This is a genomic window from Allorhizobium sp. Av2, from assembly GCF_021462805.2.
In the GTDB taxonomy this organism is placed as follows: domain Bacteria; phylum Pseudomonadota; class Alphaproteobacteria; order Rhizobiales; family Rhizobiaceae; genus Allorhizobium; species Allorhizobium vitis_G.
Genome location: NZ_CP192696.1, coordinates 176,081 through 196,712 on the forward strand (window position 1 = coordinate 176,081; position 20,632 = coordinate 196,712).

General features: G+C 58.7%; 15 protein-coding genes, 1 tRNA gene, 1 pseudogene and 1 riboswitch. Of the genes and pseudogenes, 5 read left to right on the top strand and 12 right to left on the bottom strand.

The window, feature by feature from the left end:
* Positions 1–5 precede the first annotated feature (5 nt).
* Positions 6–1,631, bottom strand: coding sequence for a glucose-6-phosphate isomerase (gene pgi / locus FS819_RS00855; protein WP_156549369.1), 1,626 nt, complete (start codon positions 1,629–1,631; stop codon positions 6–8).
* 180 nt (positions 1,632–1,811) lie between these two features.
* Positions 1,812–3,512, bottom strand: coding sequence for a long-chain fatty acid--CoA ligase (locus FS819_RS00860; RefSeq protein ID WP_156549371.1), 1,701 nt, complete (start codon positions 3,510–3,512; stop codon positions 1,812–1,814).
* A gap of 307 nt (positions 3,513–3,819) precedes the next feature.
* On the opposite strand from FS819_RS00860, the gene FS819_RS00865 reads away from it, so the two are divergent.
* Complete coding sequence (locus tag FS819_RS00865) at positions 3,820–4,101, top strand: BON domain-containing protein (protein ID WP_156549373.1); 282 nt, start codon at positions 3,820–3,822, stop codon at positions 4,099–4,101.
* 102 nt (positions 4,102–4,203) lie between these two features.
* Here the strand turns inward: FS819_RS00865 and glgX are convergent, their stop codons facing one another.
* Positions 4,204–6,291 (bottom strand): glycogen debranching protein GlgX, encoded by a 2,088-nt coding sequence (gene glgX, locus FS819_RS00870; RefSeq protein ID WP_156549375.1) that lies wholly within the window; start codon positions 6,289–6,291, stop codon positions 4,204–4,206.
* A 221-nt stretch (positions 6,292–6,512) separates the two neighbouring features.
* Between glgX and FS819_RS00875 the strand changes: the two genes are divergently transcribed.
* Positions 6,513–7,295, top strand: coding sequence for an SDR family oxidoreductase (locus FS819_RS00875; protein WP_197434084.1), 783 nt, complete (start codon positions 6,513–6,515; stop codon positions 7,293–7,295).
* A 180-nt stretch (positions 7,296–7,475) separates the two neighbouring features.
* Positions 7,476–7,859: a response regulator gene (locus FS819_RS00880; protein WP_070163649.1), complete on the top strand. Its 384-nt coding sequence runs from the start codon at positions 7,476–7,478 to the stop codon at positions 7,857–7,859.
* A 27-nt stretch (positions 7,860–7,886) separates the two neighbouring features.
* On the opposite strand, the gene truA is transcribed toward FS819_RS00880, so the two are convergent.
* The 5 genes from truA to FS819_RS00905 form a co-directional block, all read right to left on the bottom strand.
* A complete protein-coding gene (truA, locus tag FS819_RS00885; protein WP_156549379.1) occupies positions 7,887–8,666 on the bottom strand; it encodes a tRNA pseudouridine(38-40) synthase TruA in 780 nt (259 codons plus the stop codon).
* On the bottom strand, positions 8,666–9,628 hold the full coding sequence (gene fmt, locus FS819_RS00890) for a methionyl-tRNA formyltransferase (protein WP_156549381.1): 963 nt from the start codon (positions 9,626–9,628) through the stop codon (positions 8,666–8,668). The genes truA and fmt overlap by 1 nt, the downstream gene beginning before the upstream one ends.
* Positions 9,629–9,748: 120 nt before the next feature.
* Entirely contained in the window at positions 9,749–10,267 is a 519-nt protein-coding gene (gene def, locus FS819_RS00895) for a peptide deformylase (RefSeq protein WP_070163646.1), read from the bottom strand.
* Between the two features lie 115 nt (positions 10,268–10,382).
* Complete coding sequence (gene apaG, locus FS819_RS00900) at positions 10,383–10,775, bottom strand: Co2+/Mg2+ efflux facilitator ApaG/CorD (protein WP_156549441.1); 393 nt, start codon at positions 10,773–10,775, stop codon at positions 10,383–10,385.
* A 404-nt stretch (positions 10,776–11,179) separates the two neighbouring features.
* Entirely contained in the window at positions 11,180–12,364 is a 1,185-nt protein-coding gene (locus tag FS819_RS00905) for an O-succinylhomoserine sulfhydrylase (RefSeq protein ID WP_060719569.1), read from the bottom strand.
* A gap of 50 nt (positions 12,365–12,414) precedes the next feature.
* Positions 12,415–12,493, bottom strand: a riboswitch (SAM riboswitch).
* A gap of 131 nt (positions 12,494–12,624) precedes the next feature.
* On the opposite strand from FS819_RS00905, the gene FS819_RS00910 reads away from it, so the two are divergent.
* Together FS819_RS00910 and FS819_RS00915 are read left to right on the top strand one after the other, a co-directional pair.
* Positions 12,625–13,722 carry a 2'-deoxycytidine 5'-triphosphate deaminase gene (locus tag FS819_RS00910; RefSeq protein ID WP_156549383.1) on the top strand — a complete coding sequence of 366 codons (1,098 nt, stop codon included), beginning with the start codon at positions 12,625–12,627 and terminating at the stop codon, positions 13,720–13,722.
* Positions 13,723–13,777: 55 nt separating this feature from the next.
* Positions 13,778–13,851, top strand: a tRNA-Gly gene (locus FS819_RS00915).
* 60 nt (positions 13,852–13,911) lie between these two features.
* Here FS819_RS00915 and FS819_RS00920 read toward each other — a convergent pair.
* The 4 genes and pseudogenes from FS819_RS00920 to FS819_RS00935 all read right to left on the bottom strand — a co-directional run bounded on the left by FS819_RS00920 (position 13,912) and on the right by FS819_RS00935 (position 20,307).
* Positions 13,912–14,676 (bottom strand): annotated as a pseudogene (locus FS819_RS00920) (IS5 family transposase).
* 180 nt (positions 14,677–14,856) lie between these two features.
* Positions 14,857–18,117: an error-prone DNA polymerase gene (locus FS819_RS00925; RefSeq protein WP_156548786.1), complete on the bottom strand. Its 3,261-nt coding sequence runs from the start codon at positions 18,115–18,117 to the stop codon at positions 14,857–14,859.
* Positions 18,114–19,634: a Y-family DNA polymerase gene (locus FS819_RS00930; protein WP_156548784.1), complete on the bottom strand. Its 1,521-nt coding sequence runs from the start codon at positions 19,632–19,634 to the stop codon at positions 18,114–18,116. The genes FS819_RS00925 and FS819_RS00930 overlap by 4 nt, the downstream gene beginning before the upstream one ends.
* Entirely contained in the window at positions 19,549–20,307 is a 759-nt protein-coding gene (locus tag FS819_RS00935; protein WP_156548782.1) for an ImuA family protein, read from the bottom strand. Before FS819_RS00935 ends, FS819_RS00930 begins: the two co-directional genes overlap by 86 nt.
* Positions 20,308–20,632: the final 325 nt, after the last annotated feature.

Below are 20,632 nucleotides of genomic sequence, written 5' to 3' on the forward strand. Positions count from 1 at the left end.
CCGCCTCAGGACGTCAGATGGTTCAAGGCAGCGACCAGACCTGCCGTGGACGCATCCTGCCCATCGGTCCCGGCCTTGCCCTGCACCACCGGCAGCAGGCCGGTTGCCAGTTCCTTGCCCAGCTCCACGCCCCATTGATCGAAGGAATTGATGCCGAACAGCACGCCTTCGACAAACACCCGGTGTTCGTAAAGCGCGATCAGGCGACCGAGCGCGAAAGGGGTCAACTGTTCATAGACAAAGGTGATCGACGGGCGGTTGCCGGTAAAGACCCGGTGCGGGGCGATATGATCGGCCTTGGCCTGATTCATGCCGGACTTCAGCAGCTGGGCCTTGGCCTCATCCAGCGTGCGGCCCTTCATCAGGGCTGCCGATTGGGCCAGGCAATTGGCGATCAGCAAGTCGTGCTGATGGCGCAATTCCGGCTCGAAGCCCTTGGCAGCGATCATAAACTCGGCTGGGATCACGCTCGTGCCCTGGTGGATCAGTTGGTAGAAGGCATGCTGGCCATTGGTGCCGGGTTCACCCCAGACTACCGGCCCGGAATTGCCCTTGACCGGGCTGCCATCGATGGTCACGCCCTTGCCGTTCGATTCCATGTCGAGCTGTTGCAGATAGGCCGGGAAGCGCGACAGGCGCTGATCGTAGGGCAGGATGGCGCGGGTTGGGTAATCCAGGACGTTGCGATGGTGATAGCCGATAGCGCCCAGCAGCATCGGCAGGTTTTCCCGGAAGGGCGCGGTGCGGAAATGCATGTCCATGGCATGGGCGCCGGCCAGGAATTCCACAAAATTATCGGCGCCGACAGCAATCATCAGCGGCAGGCCGATGGCCGACCAGATGGAATAACGTCCACCGACCCAATCCCAGAAGCCGAACACCCGATCTGAACCGATGCCAAAGGCCGCCACTTTTTCAAGCGCGGTCGAGACGGCAGCAAAGTGATCACCGACGGCATCTTCACCCAGCGCTGAGGCAATGAAGGCCCGCGCCGTTGCGGCATTGGTCATGGTCTCGATGGTGGTGAAGGTCTTGGAGGCGACGATGAACAGCGTGGTTTCCGGCTCCAGCAGTTTCAGCGTATCGGCGATATGGGCACCATCGACATTGGAGACGAAATGCAGGCGCGGGCCGTCGTGAAATGGTGCCAGCGCCAGCGTTGCCATGGCGGGGCCGAGATCCGAACCACCAATGCCGATATTGACCACATCGGTGATCTGGAGGCCGGTCGAGCCGGTGATCGTACCCTGCCGCAGGCCTTCCGCGAAAGCCGACATGGCGTGCAACACGGCATTGACATCGGGCATGACATTCTTGCCATCGACCACGACAGGCGTGTTGGCGCGGTTGCGCAGTGCCGTATGCAAGACGGCGCGGCCTTCGGTAAAGTTGATGGCCTCACCGTTAAACATCGCTTCGCGCTTTTCAGCCACGCCACCTTGCGTGCAGAGCTTTTCCAGCAGGGCCATGATCTCGTCATTGACGGCGCATTTGGAATAATCCATCAGCAGGTCGTCAAAGCGACTGGAAAACCGCTCGAAACGGTTGGGATCGCTTGCAAAAGCGCCGCGAATATCAGTGGCGGCGGTGGCCGCGACGGTGGACTTCAGCTGTTCGACGATAGCGTGCATTCGCATACTCCAATCCAATCACGGACGGGAACCTACTGCATAATTCCCAAAACCGGAATGTTTTAAGGAGAAAAATAATCCAATAGAACTGAGGGGGGATTACGCTCTCTTTCTCGCAAGGCAGAGAAGACTGACGAGCGGGGCAGAATGCCCCATCTCGTCCCTGTCTGCCCGGTGTCTTTAAGGTCTCAGATCCTTGCGCAGAATCTTGCCGACGTTGGATTTCGGCAACTCTTCAAGAAAGGCCACATGGCGGGGACGCTTGTAATTGGTCAGGTTTGTGGCGCAATGGTCCTTAACCTGCTGCTCCGTCAAGCTTGGGTCTTTGCGCACCACAAACAGTTTGACGGCTTCACCGGAATGCGGGTCCGGCACACCGATAGCCGCGGCCTCCAGCACGCCCGGATGCATGACCGCGACTTCCTCGATCTCGTTGGGGTAGACATTGAAGCCGGAGACCAGGATCATATCCTTCTTGCGGTCGACAATCTTGGTATAGCCGCGCGCGTCCATGAAGCCCATGTCGCCGGTGCGGAAAAACCCGTCCTCACTCATCGCCCGCGCCGTTTCTTCCGGTCGTTGCCAGTAGCCGGCCATCACCTGCGGTCCGCGAATGCAGATTTCCCCGACCTCTCCTAAAGCCAGGCTTTCGCCCTGTTCATCACGGATGTCGACATCGGTGGAGGAAATCGGCATGCCGATGCAGCCGCTGAAGTCCTTGTCGTTCATGCGATTGGCGGTTGCCACCGGCGATGTTTCAGACAGGCCGTAACCCTCGGTGATCGGGCAACCGGTAATCTGGTGCCACCGTTCGGCAATCGGCCGCTGCACCGACATGCCACCGGCAAAGGTCAGTTGCAGATGGGAAAAGTCCAGCTTGCGGAAGGCCTCATTGTTCATCAGAGCATTGAACAGTGTATTCAAGCCGATGATGACATTGAAATCATACCGGGACAATTCCTTGGCAAAGCCTGGAATGTCACGTGGATTGGCGATCAGAATGTTGTGGCCGCCGCAGGCAATGCCCATCAGGGCGTTCACGGTCAGCGCAAAGATATGATAGAGCGGCAAAGCGCAGATGAAGGTCAGCGTTTCCGGTCTTGGGCGGGTGTCGAAAGCAGACCCCAACCACAGCGACATCTGCATGGTATTGGCGATCAGGTTGCCGTGGGTCAGCACCGCCCCCTTGGACACGCCTGTCGTACCGCCTGTATATTGCAGAAAGGCGATATCGTTGCGGGAAAGGGTTTCAGGCCGCAATCGGGCTTTCCCACCTGCTGACAGCACCGATGCAAAACTTCGGGAATTGGCAATCGACCAGGCCGGCACGAGCTTCTTCACCTTGCGAACGATGAAGTTCACCAGATGGCCCTTCAGGCCAAGCATGTCGCCCATGCTGGTCACGACCACGCGGCGTAGCGACACCTTGTCCATCACCGCCTGGACTGTGTGGGCAAAATTCTCCAGCACGAAAATGGCAACCGCGCCGGAATCCTTCAGCTGATGCGCCAGTTCGCGCGGAGTATAGAGCGGATTGACATTGACGACGATCATTCCAGCCTTGAGGATGCCAAACACAATAACCGGGTTTTGCAAGACATTGGGCATCATCACGGCGATCCGGTCGCCTTTGCTGAACCCTTCCGCTTGCAGCCAGGCGGCAATTTTTGTCGCCTGCTCGCCAAGCTCCTGGAAGGTCATGGAGCGGCCCATGCTGGTGAAGGCCTTGCGGGAGGCATAGGTCACGCAGTTTTCATCGAACAGTTCAGGCAGCGATTCGTGATCAAGGGGCGGCAGTTCCGCAGGCACCGAGGCAGGATAGGATGCAAGCCAGATTCGGCGAGATGCAAAATTGCTTTCAGGCCTGGACAGAGTATTCATTCCTCACTCCCTTTTTCGACTTCCTGCCCCTCCCTCCTCAAGGTGATGACAGTGCGCCCGACCACGCACTCCAAATATGGAGCGTTGAGCTCCAGGAATGCAAGTCCAACGTTATAGTAACTTTGACGTAAACGTCAATTAATCCCCAACGAAAATAATTCGGAATCATTTTGTTCCACGGCATCGAAGATGTTCACGCACCGGTAGCTTCGACGACACCCGCATGGCGACCAGTTTCGCATTGAACCAACCTGCCGGTGATGCGTTAGCTCTTATGAAACTTCACGCAAACAAGGAGGAAAGTGTCATGGTCTTCAAACCGGCTAAAACTTTCGGGGAGGCCCCTGAGATCGTTGAGGAAAATCCGCCTCTGGCGGAGCTGGAAACGGCGGTGGCCTCTCAGCTTGCCGGTTCCGACGGTATCGATGCCTCTGATATCGAGGTGATAGCGATCGGCAATGAAATTTGCTTGCGAGGCCTTGTCTATTCCGAGGTCGAAGTCGACCGAGCCGTTGAAGTCGCTCTTTCGGTTCCTGGTGTTTTCAAGGTTTCCGTCGATCTGGAAATTGTTGAACGCACGATCCATTGACGCGGGCCTCCATACGCGGCCCGTGGGCGTATGGCACCACTCCATAAACAATAAAGGTCCGGGAAAAACCCGGGCCTTTATCACTTCAGTTGCCATCGCAGATCAGGTTTGAATCGTCCGCAAAAGCGCCATGCTGCGCGGCAGCAGTTTGAATTTTTCGCCTTGCTTGACCTTCTCACCCTGACGCTCCGGATCGCCGGTGATCAGTTCGAGCACCCGTTCTCCGCCGCTCTCCTTGGGAATGGTGAAGATGGTATCTTCATCGAGCGGATTGAACAGCATCATGATATCCGACCAGATGCCTTCTTCGACCTGGAGGTCTTCACGATGAAGACGCGTGATCAGCGCATTGCTGTTTTCCCAGTTTTCCGAGGTTTGACGACCGCCGCTGACGCTGTACCAATCGATCATCATGCCATCGCGCCAGTTCTCCCGCCGCAGCAATGGCTGCTCCTTGCGAAGTGCGATCACCCGCCGTGTGAAATCACGCAGGGCATCGGCGCTGTCGGGCAGATTTTCCCAATGCAGCCAGCTGATTTCACTATCCTGGCAATAGCCGTTGTTATTGCCCATCTGCGAACGACCGAATTCGTCACCGGCCAGCAGCATCGGCGTGCCATGGGAAAACAGCAGGGTGGCCAGGAAATTGCGCTTCTGGCGCTCGCGCACCGCATTGGTGCCTTCGTCATCGGTCGGGCCTTCGTGGCCATAATTATGGCTGCGATTGTCGTTGTGACCGTCGTTATTATCCTCGCCATTGTCTTCGTTATGCTTGCCATCATAGGAGACGAGGTCGTTTAGCGTGAAGCCATCATGGGCGGTGATGAAATTGACGCTGGCCCAGGGGCGGCGGCCGCGCTGGTCGTAGAGATCGCCGGAGCCCAGCAGACGCGCCGCGAAATCCGGAGCGCAATTGTCACCGTTCAGCCAATACTCGCGGCAACTGTCACGGTATTTGTCATTCCATTCTGCCCAGCCGGGCGGAAAGCCGCCAACCTGATAACCACCTGGACCGATGTCCCAGGGCTCACCGATCAGCTTGACGCCGGCAAGGGTCGGGTCCTGGGTAACCGCGTCGAAAAATCCGCCGCGCTCATCGAAGCCCTCGGGCTCGCGGCCCAGAATGGTGCCGAGATCGAAGCGGAAACCGTCGACATGCATGTCATCGGCCCAGTAACGCAGCGAGTCCATCACCATCTGCAGAACCCGCGGATGGGAGGTGTTCACCGTGTTGCCGGTGCCGGTATCATTGATGTAATAGCGGTGATTGTCCGTCAGGGTGCGATAGTAGGAAAAGTTGTCGATACCCTTGAAGGACAGCGTCGAGCCAAGCTCATTGCCTTCCGCCGTGTGATTGTAGACCACGTCGAGAATGACCTCGATACCACCATCATGGAAGGCGCGAACCATGTCGCGGAAGCCCTGAATGCCGTTTGCGCCGTAATAACGGTGCGCAGGGGCAAAAAAGCCGATGGTGTTATAGCCCCAGTAATTTTTCAGGCCCTTGTCGAGCAGCGGACCGTCATCCGGGAAGGCGTGGATGGGCAGCAGCTCGACAGAGGTAATTCCAAGGCTCTTGATATAGTCGACTGCCGCCTTGTGACCGAGGCCTTCGAACGTGCCGCGTAGCTCCTGCGGAATGGCGGGATTGAGCTGTGTGAAGCCCTTGACATGGGTTTCATAGACAATCGTATCGGCCCAGGAGACCTGTGGACGGCGATCATTGCCCCAATCAACCTGATTGGGGTCAACGACCCGGCATTTTGGCATGAAAGCTGCGCTGTCGAGATCGTTGAAGGACAGGTCCTTGTCGGGATCGTCGAAATGATAGCCGAACACTTCGGGCGACCAACGGATATCACCCACCAGTTCGCGGGCATAAGGGTCGAGCAACAGCTTGTTGTGATTGAAGCGATGGCCGTTCTCCGGCTCGAAAGGCCCATGGACACGAAAACCGTAGAGCGCGCCGGGCTTCAGCCTCGGTACGAAACCATGCCAGATCTCATTGGTGTAGTCAGGCAGATCCATCCGGGCGATCTCAATAGAGCCACTGGGATCATAGAGACACAGTTCGACGCGATCGGCATGGGCGGAAAACAGGGCGAAATTAACCCCTTCACCAGTGTAGCGGGCGCCCAGCCGTTGCCACTCGCCGGGAAGAATTTTGAAGTTACTTGTTTTGATATCCATGGTCGCTCTCAGGGCTTGTCGCTGCGGTGCAACAGTAATTCCCTCGCCATGGCTTTGTTCCCATGGCGTGTTCGGTAAGGCGTCAGGAACAATTACCGGCTTTATCTGTTCGTCATTTCCATTGGCCATTTCGGCGACGCACGTCGGCTTGCCGGTGCGGTCAGTGAATGGGCTGCCAAGTGCCGCGCAATGACACAGAGGGTTGCATGCATCAGAATAAAATGGACAACAGTAAACGTGTGGCGCTGGTCACCGGCGCGGGGTCCGGCATTGGGCGGGCAGCCGCTATGAGGCTTGCCCGGGATGGCTGCGCTGTCGGGTTGCTGGGTCGCACCAAGCATGAGTTGGAACGGGTTGCCGAAGACATTCAACACGCGAATGGCGAGGCCATGGTGCTGGTCGCAGATGTCGCTGATAGCGATTCTATGCGGGCAGGGGTCGAAACATTGATCGCATGGGGTGGGCGGCTCGATATCGTGGTGGCGAATGCCGGGGTCAATGGCGTCTGGGCGCCAATCGATGAGTTGCAGCCGCAGGAATGGGACCAGACGATGGCCATCAATCTGCGTGGCACCTACCTGACTATGCATCTGACAGTGCCGCATCTGCGCCGCAATGGCGGTGGCAGCATTGTCGTTGTCTCCTCCATCAATGGCACGCGCACCTTCACCTCTCCTGGCGCCACAGCTTATAGCGCCACCAAGGCTGGACAATTGGCGATGGTGCAGCAATTGGCGGTGGAATTGGGTGCCGATCGCATTCGCATCAATGCGGTTTGCCCAGGTGCCATTGAGACTGAGATCGATGACAATACAAACAAACGCTCTACCGAACGGCTCGACATCCCGCAGCCGCCGTCGCATCAGGCTATCCCGCTGACGCGGGGTATGCCGGGCACAGCCCAGGACGTTGCCGATCTGATTGGTTTTCTGGCGTCCGATGCCGCCCGCCATATCAGTGGTACACCCGTCTGGATCGATAGGGCGCAAAGTTTGATCCGATAGAATGCAACCGGTTTATTTTAATCGAAATAAGTAAAAGGGGAGTTTAATGATGCAATTGTTTTAACTGGCGTTAAGTTTTGCGTATTTTAATTATTTGTTAAGCATGACTTACTCTTTTTGGCCCAAAGTTGAACAAAGACCGCTTTGGCGCGTTAGCGGCTCAGACAAGGAGACAATGTCATGAAGCCAGAGCCTGAAACGATCCTGATTGTGGAAGACGATGCATTCATTTCGATGGATGCGGCCGATTGCGTTGCCCATACGGGGGCCAATGTGGTGACCACGGAAACGGTCAGCGATGCGCTTATCTGCCTCGAAGCCAACCGTATCACCGCCGCCATACTGGATTTCCAAGTGTTGGACGGAAAGATAACGCCAGTGGTGGAAAGACTCTGCCGCTCCGGCATTCCTTACAGGGTCGTGTCGGGGTCACCGCTTCAGGAAATCGTTGCCTGTGGCATCCCCGCTGACCGTATCATTGCCAAGCCGGCGGATTATGTGAATGTCATGGTCCAACTGGTCCGAGAGCGTCCATGGTCGGCGCTAAGGGCAACCAGCTATTAATATCGGTTTCCCGAACAAAAGCATAAGTCAGGTTTTTGAATAAGGCCGCCAATTGCCATCGGTCGGGTAGTCGACCTGCAAAAAATACAGGCCCTGTGGCGGCGCCACCGGGCCGCAAGCCTTGCGGTCGCGGGCCTCCAGTGCATCGCGCACATCCTGAGGCGTCATCTTGCCTTCGCCTGCCATTTTCAAGGTGCCGGCAAAAGATCTGATCTGGTTGTGCAGAAAACTCTGGGCGGAGGCGCGGATCTCGATGAGGTCGCCGTTGCGGCTGACATCCAGTCGGTCCAGCGTGCGCACCGGGCTGATTGCCTGACAATGAACCGAGCGGAAGGTGGTGAAGTCGTGATTGCCGACCAGCATTTGCGCCGCGGCATGCATGGCCTCGTGGTCCAGCGGTTTCGATACCCACCAGGCGCGATTGGCCTCCAGCGCCAGCCGGGACGGGCGTGAGATGATCCGATAGAGATAATGCCGTTTCAGCGCTGAAAACCGCGCATCGAAGGCGTCGGGAACGGCTTCGGCAGCCAGAATAGAGATTGCTTGCCCAGCCTGCGCCAGATGCGCGTTCAGCGCATTGCGCAGCTTGTAGGGTACCCATTGGCGCGAAAGATCGACATGCGCCACCTGGCCGCTGGCATGAACGCCGGAATCGGTGCGGCCCGCACCCCGGATCGCAACCGTTTCCCCCGTCAGGCCAAGCACAGCCGCTTCCAACGCGCCCTGTACGGAGGGACCATTGTCCTGCCGCTGCCAGCCGACATAGGGTGTGCCGTCATATTCCACGGTCAGCTTGTAGCGTGGCATCAGGTTCCGGCCTTTGCCGAGGCAAACACCGTGCCTGCACCTATGGGCGTGCCACGTAAGAATTCAATTGCATCCAGCGGTTTGCCACCGGCCTTTTGCAGCCGGACAAGGCGGACCGCACCCGTGCCACAGGCGATGGTCAGGGCGTCGTCCAGCACGGTGCCAGGCACCTCCGCGGTTTCGGTGCCTTCTGCCAGCTTGCTGGCCAGAACCTTGATACGTTCCGGCTTGCCGTTGATGTCCGCCTCGAACCAGGCGCCTGGAAAAGGCGACAGGCCGCGAATATCGTTGTGAACCTGCGTGGCGGGCTTTGAAAAGTCGATGCGGGTTTCGGCCTTGTCGATCTTGGTGGCGTAGACGACACCGTCTTCTGGCTGGGCTGTCAGCGGCAGGTCGCCCGCCTCCAGTTTGGCCATGGCCTCAACCATCGCCTCGGCGCCGGTCCGGCTCAGGGCGTCGTGCAGCTCACCGGCGGTCATGTCGGGGGTAATCGTCAGGCGACGCGTCAGGGCTACTGGGCCGGTGTCCAGCCCCTTGTCCATCTTCATCACCATCATGCCCGTTTGCGTATCTCCAGCCATGATGGCGCGCTGGATCGGTGCCGCACCCCGCCAGCGGGGCAGCAGCGAGGCGTGGCCGTTATAACAGCCCAGCCGCGTGCCGCTCAGAATGGCTTCTGGCAGCAACAGGCCATAGGCCACGACCACGGCGACATCGGCCTGATGGGCGGCGAAGGCATCACGGTCGTCCTGCGCCTTGAAATTGACCGGCGTCAGCACCGGCAGTCCGAGCTTTTCGGCTCGCTGATGGACGGGAGACTTGGTCAGATCTAGCCCTCGGCGCCCGGCGGGGCGCGGCGGCTGGCTATAGACCGCAACGATCTGATGGCCCGCATCGTGGAGCGCGTTCAGGATCGGCACCGAAAAATCGGGAGTGCCCATGAAAATCATGCGAAGAGCCATGGATCAAGACCGATCTTCTAGAGGTTATCGGGGAGGAGGTGGAAACTGGATTTTCCCAAAAACACACTCCAGGACGATAGGGCCTGCAATCTGCCGGGTTCAGCACAAGCCCGGCAGGTTCTAGACCGTTACTTTTGATTTCGCCGCCTTGGAGAATTTCTTGATCACCATTTCACGTTTCAGCCGCGAAATATGGTCGATGAACAGGGTGCCGTTCAGATGGTCGATCTCATGTTGCAGACAGGTGGCAAGCAGGCCATCGGCCTCGATCAGTTGTTCCTTGCCGTGGCGATCCAGCGATTTCACCGTGACGGCTGCCGGGCGCTCTACCTCAGCATAGTAATCGGGAATGGAAAGGCAGCCTTCCTCATAGGTGGAGCGGGCCTGCGAACTGCCAATGATTTCCGGATTGATGAAGACCAGCGGCTGCTTGTCTTCGCCTTCCTTTGAAACATCGATGACCAGAAGACGGCGAGGTACGGCCACCTGAACGGCGGCAAGGCCGATGCCGGGCGCATCATACATGGTCTCGAGCATGTCATCGATCAGCCGCTCAAGGTCGGCATCGATCCGCTCAATGGGTTGGGAGACCTCGCGCAGCAGCGGGTCAGGCAAAATGATAATCGGCTTTGTCGTCATGAATCTCCCCATAAACCATCCCGGTTTTCAAGGAAATCAAAAAAATGCGCGAAAAGCCATGCCCGCGACGAGAAGACCTATGCCCGGGGGCCTGTGACTGGGAGAAGGTGGCTGATCAGTTCAGGACGCGGCGCAGATCCGGGGTGTCCAGCGAAAAGGCGGGAATGGCAACGTCGAAGGTTTCGGCGTCATCGGTTTCCATTTCGTAGCGACCGAACATAATGCCGGAGGGCGTATCCAGGGGGCAGCCTGAAGAATATTCAAAACTTTCCCCCGGCGCCAGGCGCGGCTGTTCGCCGATCACGCCCGGTCCGCTCACCTCGTCCACCTGGCCATTCTGGTCGGTAATATGCCAGTAACGATTGATCAGCCGGACGGCCGCATTCGACCGATTAACAATGACGACCTTGTAGCCCCAGACATAGCGACTGTCTTCCGGGTCGGACTGTTCCGCCAGATAAAATGGCTCGACTGTGACCTCTATATCCCGTGTCAGCGCGCGATACATGAAAGGAGACTTCTTGACGCTTTGGTAAGCATACATTTGCAAAAGCCGATAAGGTTATGGTTTGTGGCAGTGTCGTCGCAGTGAAATAATCCTGCGTTAATAAAGACCATTAACAGACTTAATTTCCAGTAAAAAATAAGGGTATTGAAAAATTTTTTAGAGTTTTAAAAACCTGTAGCGACAAACTTCAGGAAAGGCTGGCGCCACTATATCAGGTTTCTCCATGAAGGATATGGGTGTTTCAGATGGGGCTACAGCGCGGCCCGTTTTATAAAATCTACAAAGGACGCTGTTGCACTTTATATCTGCTGCATCTTCATGCGGTTCAGGGGGCGCGTCACGCCACCTGAAATTTTACGGCTTGAGAACGCCTCAAGCCTTTCCGTCCTTGGCATGTGCGGCCATCACGCGGAAACGGCTTCCAGCGCCTGAGCGAAGTCCTCTACCAGGTCTTCGGCGTCTTCAATGCCGCAGGACAGGCGCAATGTGCCGCCGGACATGCCGAGCGTTGCACGGGCTTCGTCCGTCAGGTTCTTGTGGGTGGTGGTGGCCGGGTGAGTGATCAGGCTCTTGGCGTCACCGAGATTGTTGGAGATCTTCACCACTTGCAGAGCATTCTGCAGGGCAAAAGCCGCCGCCTTGCCGCCCTTCATTTCGAAAGCAACCAGCGTGGAGCCGCCCTTCATCTGCTTGGCGACGATGTCGGCCTGCGGATGGTCGGCGCGGCCTGGATAGATGACGCGGGCAATCTTGCTGTTGTCAGCCAGAAAATCGGCGATACGACCGGCATTTTCCGTCTGCTGCTTGACGCGCAACGGCAGGGTCTCGACGCCTTTCAACAGGGTCCAGGCATTGAAGGGGGACATGGCCGGACCGGTATGGCGGAAGTAATCCTGGAGTTTTTCCTCGATCCATTGCTTGGACGATAGCACGATACCGCCCAGGCATCGGCCCTGGCCGTCGATATGTTTGGTTGCCGAATAGACAACGACATGGGCACCAAGTTCCAGCGGGTTTTGAAAGAGCGGGGTGGCGAAAACATTGTCGACCACCACGGTCGCGCCGACCTGGTTGGCAAGCTTGGCGACGCCGGCAATGTCCACCACTTCCAGGGTAGGATTGGTGGGGCTTTCCAGGAAAAACACCTTGGTATTCGGGCGGATGGCGTCCTCCCAATTCTTCAGGTCGCGGCCATCGACCAGGGTGAAATCCACGCCATATTTGGGTGCCAGGGTTTCGATCACCCAGCGGCAGGAGCCGAACAGGGCGCGGGCGGCGACAATATGATCGCCAGCCTGAACCTGGCAGAGAATGGAGGCCGCGACGGCAGCCATGCCGGAGGCCATGGCGCGGGCATCTTCGGCACCTTCCAGCAGGCACATGCGCTTTTCGAACATGTCATTGGTCGGGCTGCCATAGCGGGCGTAGATATAGCCTTCGGTCTCGCCCTTGAAGCGGGCTTCTGCCGCTTCCGAGCTGTCGTAGACGAAGCCCTGGGTAAGATAGATGGCTTCGGATGTTTCGCCATAAGGTGAACGCAGCGTGCCGCCATGAACGAGTTTGGTTGCTGGGCGCCAATTGTTTGCCATGCTGTATGAGCCTTTCGAACACAAAAAAACCGGTCGCGAAATACGGACCGGTTTGCACGTGTCCGATCTTTTTAGCCAATTGTTTAACGTGGCTGCAAGCCGACCGGCCAAATCACCACGGGATAAGATTTGCTTACGCCGTTCTTTTGCTTGCGTCAATTCCCGGAGTTTGGTTTTGTCATATACTATATGCCGAGGTTTTACAGGCTGCGGCATGTTGCGCGCGCATTGTTCGGCGTCGGCGCTGCAAGGAAGACAGAATGAAGCGGAATGCGGGCATATTGGCGGATCGCGCCATCGGCGACTTGTTTGGCTCGGGCTCGCTTTTGAGCGAAACCATGCTTGATCACGACCAGATCCAGCCGGCGAGTCTTGATCTGAGGTTGGGCTCCAAAGCGCTCAGGGTGCGCGCCAGTTTCATGCCTGGCCCCAACAGCACCGTGGCGGATAAGCTGCAACGGTTGACCCTGCACGAGATCGATCTGGAGCACGGCGCTGTGCTGGAAACCGGCTGTGTCTATATCGTGCCGCTGATGGAGAGCCTGGATCTCCCGGCGGATCTATCGGCTTCCACCAATCCGAAAAGCTCGACCGGTCGCCTCGACATCTTTACCCGGGTGATGGTCGATTATGCGCAGGAATTTGACAAGATCCCGGCAGGCTATAAGGGCCAGCTTTATCTGGAAATCAGCCCGCGGACGTTTCCGATCATCGTGCGGCGCGGTTCTCGCCTGTCGCAGATCCGCTTCCGGATCGGCCATGCGCTTCTGAGCGATAGCGCACTTCTGGATCTGCACAAGGCCGAGACGCTGGTGGCCAGCGAGACTCCCAATGTCTCGGGCGGCGGCATCGCGCTGTCCATCGATCTGAAGGGGACGGGGCCGGACGGACTGGTCGGCTATCGCGGCAAGCACCATACGGCAGTGATCGACGTTGACCGTAAGGCTGCCCATGATGTGCTGGACTTCTGGGAACCGCTCTACAGCCGTGGCCGTGACGAATTGATCCTCGATCCCGACGAATTCTACATTCTCGTCTCACGCGAGGCCGTCCATGTCCCGCCGCTCTATGCGGCGGAAATGACCCCATATGACCCGCTGGTTGGGGAATTCCGCGTTCATTATGCCGGCTTTTTCGATCCCGGCTTCGGCCATGCCGGGGCCGGCGGCACCGGCAGCCGCGCGGTGTTGGAAGTGCGCAGCCACGAAGTACCCTATATTCTTGAGCACGGCCAGATCATCGGCCGCCTGGTCTATGAACATATGCTCGAGCATCCCCAAGGCCTCTACGGCACAGGCCTCGGCTCCAATTACCAGGCCCAGGGACTGAAGCTCTCCAAGCATTTTCGCGCAGCCTGACCTGCGCTTTCATGCTTGACATCAACGCCCAAGTGTAGGAACTCTCGAGCATCAGGCGGGTGTAGCTCAATGGTAGAGCAGCAGCTTCCCAAGCTGAATACGAGGGTTCGATTCCCTTCACCCGCTCCAGTTCTGCCAAATTCAACGCCGAGAAAAGCTTAAACGCTTTAGGCTGTAGTGACAATTTAATCATTTGATCCATAGCATTATGCTGGCGAGCTTAATGAACCCGAGAAAGTTGGCGGCGAGTTTGTCATATCGCGTGGCGATACGCCGCCACTGCTTGAGCTTGGCAAAGAAGCTCTCAATACCCCATCTCTGCCTGTAAGCGATGCGATCATAGGCATGCTGGTACTTGCGATGCCGTCGCGGCGGAATGACCGGTTCACCGCCTTGTTCGAGAATGACATCGTGCAGATGATCGGCATCATAGGCACGGTCTGCAAGCACCTTTTGAGCTGGCAGTCCCCGAACGAGGTCGCAGGCTGGAGCCATGTCATTTTGCTGTCCGGGCCCGAGTTGAAAACGAACCGGCAACCCTAGCGCATCAACGACCGCATGGATTTTGCAGCCAAATCCACCTCTGGAGCGACCGAGAGCCTGGGCTTGCGGTCCCCCCTTTTTCGGCGTCCGCCAGCGGCTTGCGCCTGAGCCCGGATCACAGTGGCGTCGATGGACAGCCACTCCAAATCCGGGTCCGCAGCGACGGCCTCGAAAATCTCGTCGAAAATGCCCTGCTCGATCCAACGATAGTAACGCCGTTTGACTGCCTGATAAGAGCCGAAGCGGTCTTCCGGCAGATCTCGCCAGCGGGCTCCAGACCGGGCAAGCCATAAAATCGCATCAAAGAACCGCCGACCGTCGCTGCGTGGGCCGCGTTTACCTTTACGACCGGCCGGGAATAAACGGTTTCAAACGCTCCCACTGGTCATCTCGGAGAACCTCACCATCCATCGCTAAACCTCCAAAAGTTAGCGTTGAATCTGATTTGCGACGGAAAGGGAATCCCAGTCGTTAATTTGTTACTACAGCCTAGAGTCTGTCAAGTTCAGATTGAATCAGACAGACTCTTGCTTTTCTTTGTCTGAGTTTGTCTTTTCGGGAAAACCGGTGATCACTTTTCCCTGACAAACTCTAATGGAAATTCCGGCTCTTTACCCGGATGCTCTCAACGGGCCGGTCATCCGGCAGGGCATCGGGAATGCGGAGCTGTTTGGGGGCTGTGGATGGCTCAAGGCCAGGCTTGCTGTCATGGAACTCATCACAGCGTTCGTGAGACAGCGGGGAAATCATATCACGTTGTCCGACGCTGGCCAATTCGGTCGAAAGATCGGTCAGCCTATGGGCAATCAGATGCACGACATCACCTTCACGTTGGACGCGGCCATAGACGCCCACCATGCTGGCCCCCAGCACGATGCGCCGATACTGTTCGAAGACTTTCGGCCATACGACGATATTGCTGATGCCGCTTTCGTCCTCAAGCGTGATGAAGATAACACCCGATGCACTGCCGGGGCGTTGGCGCACCAGCACCAGGCCAGCCGCCTCGATCCATCGGCCGTCTCGGGCGCGCATCGCTTCCTGACATGTTATGATTCGTCGGTGGCGCAGATCGTTGCGCAGGAAGGAAAGCGGGTGCGCCCGCAAAGTCAGGCCGACATGGCTGTAATCCTCGACGACCTGGCTGCCTTCCGTCATCTCATTTAGCGTCATCACCGGTTCGTTGACTTCCGCCACGCTGGCCCCCTCGCGTGCTGAAACCGCAGCGAACAACGGCAGGGGATCGTTATGCAATCCCTTCAGCGCCCATAGCGCGTCGCGGCGGGACAGGCGCAAGCCGGGCTGGAAGGCGTCAGCCTCGGCCAGTGTCACCAGTGCCGACGCCGGCACACCGGCACGGCGCCATATATCATCGATAGAAGTATAGGGTGTGTCTGCCCGGGCGCCAACCAGCGTGGCGGCCTCACGATTGTTCAAACCTTTGACCAGACACAGACCGAGACGCACGGCAAACCGCGTTCCATCGTCGACGGGCTCCAGGGTGCAGTCCCAGCGTGAGGCGTTGATGCAGACCGGCCGCACCTCGACACCGTGCCGACGCGCATCGGTGACGATCTGCTGTGGTGCATAAAACCCCATGGGCTGGGCGTTTAACAAAGCGCAACAGAAGACATCGGGATGATGGCATTTCATCCAGGAGGAGGCATAGGCAATCAAGGCGAAAGAGGCGGAGTGGGATTCCGGAAAACCGTAGGAGCCGAAACCCTCAAGCTGCTTGAAGGTGCGTTCGGCGAAGTCCGCCTCGTAACCGCGCGTGACCATGCCGTTGATGAGTTTGTCGCGGAACGGGCTGACGCCACCGGTGTGCTTGAACGTCGCCATGGCACGCCGTAACTGGTCAGCCTCACCGGGTGTAAAGCCGGCACATTCGATGGCGACCCGCATCGCCTGTTCCTGAAATAGTGGAACGCCCAGTGTCTTGCCAAGCACGCGTTCGAGTTCGGGTTTCGGATATTCGACGGACTCCTTGCCTTGGCGCCGACGCAGGTAGGGGTGGACCATGTCACCCTGGATCGGCCCTGGCCGCACGATAGCGATCTGCACGACCAGATCGTAAAAGGTCCGAGGCCTTAGACGCGGCAGCATCGACATTTGCGCCCGGCTTTCAATCTGAAACACCCCCAAGGTATCGGCCTGGCAGATCATGTCGTAGGTGGCCGTATCTTCCGTTGGCGTCGTGGCCAGATCAAGAGTGATACCCTTATATGCGGCGAGAAGGTCGTAACATCCCTTCATGCACGACAGCATCCCCAGGGCCAGAACATCGACCTTCATGAATTTCAGGATATCGACATCGTCCTTATCCCATTCGATCACCTGCCGGTCGGCCATGCGGGCCGGTTCGATCGGCACCAGTTCATCAAGCCGGTCGTGCGTCAGCACAAAGCCGCCAGGGTGCTGGCTCAGATGGCGCGGTGCGCCCTTCAGTTGCTCAGCCAGCGCCAGTGTCAGTTGCAGCCGGCGATCCGCGGCGTTGAGGCCGGGGATGTTGGTTTGCAGACTATCTGTCGAGCGGAAGGTCTGGCCTGACGACAAGCTTTTGATGATGTCTTCGGGTAGGCCGAGCGCCTTCCCCACGTCGCGGATAGCGGCCTTGGTCCGGTAGCGGATCACGGTCGAGCACAGGGCGGAATGATTGCGACCGTAGGTCTTAAAGACCCACTGCATGACAATCTCGCGCCGATTGTGTTCGAAATCCACATCGATATCGGGCGGTTCGCGGCGCTCCTCGCTGACGAAGCGCTCAAACAAAAGATTGTTACGTTCGGGGTCTATGGATGTCACCCCCAGCACGTAGCATACGGCTGAGTTGGCAGCTGAGCCGCGGCCCTGACAGAGAATATCCTGGCTGCGGGCAAAGCGTACAATGGCGTTCACTGTTAAAAAATAGGGGGCGTAGTCGAGCTTTTCGATCAACTTGAGTTCATGGCGTAGCGTTGCCGCCACGCTATTCGGCACACCTTTGGCATAGCGTTTGGCGGCACTTTCCCAGGTCAAGGTTTCCAGCGCCTGTTGGGCCGTCAGGCCCGGCATCTCGCGCTCCTGCGGATATTGGTAGGACAGTTCGTCGAGACTGAAGCGGCAGCGTGCCAGGATCTTGAGAGTGCGAGCGATCGCGTCCGGATAGCGATTGAACAGGCGCGCCATTTCCTGGGGTGGCTTGAGATGGCGGTCGGCATGCCGCTCACGATGGAAGCCCGCGCTGTCGATCGTTACCTTGTGACGGATGCACGTGACCACGTCCTGCAGGATGCGTTGGTCGGGATGATGGAACAGGACATCATTGGTCACGACGGTCTCAATGCCAGCTTGGGCGGCCATGTTCGACAATTCATGCAGCCGCAGGGCATCGTTTGGGCGTCGCCGCAAGGTAAGCGCCAGATAGCCACGGTCGCCGAAGCCGGCCTTGAGGCGACGCAGGGTGTTTGCGCAGGCGTCGTCGGCCTCATCCGGTACGAGGATTGCGAGCAGGCCATCGCCATAGGCCAGGACATCGTCCCAACCCAGTATACATTTGGCCTTGCCGCCGCGTGCCTTGCCAAGCGACAGCAGCCGGCACAGCCGGGCATAGGCGGCGCGATCCATCGGATAGACGAGGAGCGTGGTGCCATCGGTCAGATCCAGGCGGCAGCCGACAATCAGTCTTACTCCGCTGTCCTTGGCGGCCTGATGCGCCCGAACAATCCCCGCCAGTGAATTGCGGTCGACGATGGCCAAGGCTTCGATGCCAAGGGCGGCCGCCTGGAAGAACAGCGCCTCGCACGAAGACGCTCCCCGCAAGAATGAGAAGTGCGACGTTACCTGCAACTCGGCATAACGGGGTTTGCTCATCCGAACACTCCGTGCAGGAACCAGAGATGCGAACCGGTTGCCGGATCGACACCATTGCCAGCCCGGTAAATCCAGTAGCGTTCGCCATTCTCGACTTCGACCTGGAAATAGTCGCGCACCGCCGCCATCTCAGCGTCGCGCCGCCACCATTCGCCGAACACCCGCTCGGGGCCGTCGGCGCGCCGGACGCGCCGTCGCACCCCGCGCCAGGTGAAAACGACCGGCGGCTGGTCGGGCAGAAGAGCGACCGTCTCGATCGGCTCAGGATGGGTGAACAAGCGTGACGGCCGTGGCCAGCGGTTCGTCCAACCTTCGCCGGTATCAGGCGAAAGGGGCGGCAGCCGGCTAACGGCGCGCTCAGGTACGTCGCTTGGCACGGAGCCGAAGCGATAGATACGGCTCGCGCCGATGCGGTTGGCCAGGATGTCGATCAGATCGGACACATCCGGGTCGCTCGGTTCGGCAAGCGATGTGGCAATCTGGCGGGCGACCAGAGGTTCCGCTGAGGTTGCGACGAGCACCATGCGCTCGATCCCGAAACCCGGATCAATGGTGTCGATCTTGTCGCATAACAGGCGGGTCAAACGCCGCACATGGCGGACGGGCTGCGCCGTGGCGACGCGCACGAGGGCTATCTGATTGTCGACACGGTAGCACAAAAGGTCGAGATGCCGGACGCCTAGCCCCCGTATCTCAAGTGCGTCGCATAGATGAACGACAAGCTTGCCAATGTAACGCGCAATGGTTTCGGCGGCGGCAATCGGTTCGGCGAAAATGCGCTGCACCTCCGTGAGGTCGGGCGACTGTACACGCAGGATTGGCTCGTTGAGTATGCCGAAGGCCTGGTCGATTCGCCGCCCCAGTTCTGGCCCGAACCGCAGGGTCAGTGGCGCACGCGGTTGCGCGGCCACTTCGCCAATGCGTGTAAAACCCATCACGCGCAAGCCTTCTACGGTTTCACGCGCCACCCGCAAGGCACGGATCGGCAAGTCGAGCATTGCGAGACGGCTTTCGCCGGGGGGAGTGATTAAAGCCGGTCGGCTCTGATACCGTGCGAGGGCGTGAGCAGCGCCCCATGTATCGGCGATCGCCGCACGGACCCGCGTGCCGGAAGCCTCGATGCGCGCGATCATATCGGTCAGCATCGCGGCTTCGCCGCCGTGCAAATGGTCGGCGCCTGTGGTGTCGATGACCAGACCATCGGGGGGATCGGCAGCGACGGCAGGCGTGTAGCGCAAAGCCCAGAGCGCCAGACGGTTCAGGGCGCGGACATCGGCGAGCGGATCGGCGTCGCGGACGATCAGGCCCGGTACCAGCGCCTGCGCTTTCGCCGCCGGCATGCCGACGCGCAGGCCGGCGGCCAGGGCGACGCTGTCTGCCGCGGTGACGACGCGCCGCTGGCCTTGCCTGCCGATCAGGACAAGCGGTGCCTCAAGAGGCACGGTTGTGGCGTCGGATGTCCGCCGCAGCCGATCGGTCGGCCAGGTCGGCAGGAATAGCGAGACAACCCTTGGCATCACAAGCCTCCACTTCGATATCGGCGCTGCCGGTCCGACAGCGAATGAGTTCCACGCGCCAGCGGGCGCGGCCGACGCCGGGCACCGGCAGCGGTGAGGAGGGCAGGGCGGAGATGCGCCATCGGGTAACGGCCGCCGTCGGCTGCCCGAAGTTCGACGCCTCCGCCTGGCGTCGCCAGCGACGAATGACGAGTGCCAGGGTGCCCGTACTTTCAGCGGCGAGTTGCAGGCGGCGGGACGCGATCATGGACAGTTTGGCCACCTCGCATACGATGGCGCCAAACCCACCATGGCGCAGGCCCTCTTCGGCGCAGGCCAGCACATCGGCTTCGTTGCCAGCCTCGACATAGATGACGCGTCCCGGTGCCAGTCCAGCCTGTGCCAGCGATGGTGCAAACAGGTCCTGCCGCGTGATGCACCACAGGATCTTGCCCTTGGCGCGCGCCGCCAGTCCCGCTGTAAATAGAGCGGCTGCCGCGCCGTCGACCGTGCCATTGCCAGCTCCAGCCACCTCGTGCAGGGCGCCCATCGCCAGCCCACCGCCAGGCAGGACATTGTCGATCTCGGCAACGCCGAACGGCAGGACGTCGCGTCGCCGGACAGGGCCGCCCTCCAGTTGATCGATCCGGGCGCGCAGTTGAGTGACAACGGGGCTGACGACGGGGGTATTCATGTCAGAAAAGAGATCTCCTTGGCATTTCCAATGCGATTTCGGATATCGATGTTCTTTATTTGTTCTGTTTGTGAACATGAGTCAATGCGAATCTATGATGCATCAGGACAGTACCGGAACGGTGAGACATAGAGGCTGTCGGAATCTGTGAGAGAATCCAAATGTATCCGGAGTTTCTGCGGTTGAGAGTGTTCGCCAGACGCGGCAAAGAAATTTTTTGCTGAGGAACTGGAGCTGCAAAAGCTGCGGCAGATGTGCATGCCTTTGTCGAAGGTCGCAGGCTGGATAATGATGTCCATGCAATGCGGCCCCATGTGATGCGGGG

Coding starts and splice junctions, on each gene's coding strand:
- pgi (WP_156549369.1), bottom strand. CDS start 1,631: ATGCACGCTATCGTCGAACAGCTGAAGTCCACCGTCGCGGCCACCGCC.
- FS819_RS00860 (WP_156549371.1), bottom strand. CDS start 3,512: ATGAATACTCTGTCCAGGCCTGAAAGCAATTTTGCATCTCGCCGAATC.
- FS819_RS00865 (WP_156549373.1), top strand. CDS start 3,820: ATGGTCTTCAAACCGGCTAAAACTTTCGGGGAGGCCCCTGAGATCGTT.
- glgX (WP_156549375.1), bottom strand. CDS start 6,291: ATGGATATCAAAACAAGTAACTTCAAAATTCTTCCCGGCGAGTGGCAA.
- FS819_RS00875 (WP_197434084.1), top strand. CDS start 6,513: ATGGACAACAGTAAACGTGTGGCGCTGGTCACCGGCGCGGGGTCCGGC.
- FS819_RS00880 (WP_070163649.1), top strand. CDS start 7,476: ATGAAGCCAGAGCCTGAAACGATCCTGATTGTGGAAGACGATGCATTC.
- truA (WP_156549379.1), bottom strand. CDS start 8,666: ATGCCACGCTACAAGCTGACCGTGGAATATGACGGCACACCCTATGTC.
- fmt (WP_156549381.1), bottom strand. CDS start 9,628: ATGGCTCTTCGCATGATTTTCATGGGCACTCCCGATTTTTCGGTGCCG.
- def (WP_070163646.1), bottom strand. CDS start 10,267: ATGACGACAAAGCCGATTATCATTTTGCCTGACCCGCTGCTGCGCGAG.
- apaG (WP_156549441.1), bottom strand. CDS start 10,775: ATGTATCGCGCGCTGACACGGGATATAGAGGTCACAGTCGAGCCATTT.
- FS819_RS00905 (WP_060719569.1), bottom strand. CDS start 12,364: ATGGCAAACAATTGGCGCCCAGCAACCAAACTCGTTCATGGCGGCACG.
- FS819_RS00910 (WP_156549383.1), top strand. CDS start 12,625: ATGAAGCGGAATGCGGGCATATTGGCGGATCGCGCCATCGGCGACTTG.
- FS819_RS00925 (WP_156548786.1), bottom strand. CDS start 18,117: ATGAGCAAACCCCGTTATGCCGAGTTGCAGGTAACGTCGCACTTCTCA.
- FS819_RS00930 (WP_156548784.1), bottom strand. CDS start 19,634: ATGCCAAGGGTTGTCTCGCTATTCCTGCCGACCTGGCCGACCGATCGG.
- FS819_RS00935 (WP_156548782.1), bottom strand. CDS start 20,307: ATGAATACCCCCGTCGTCAGCCCCGTTGTCACTCAACTGCGCGCCCGG.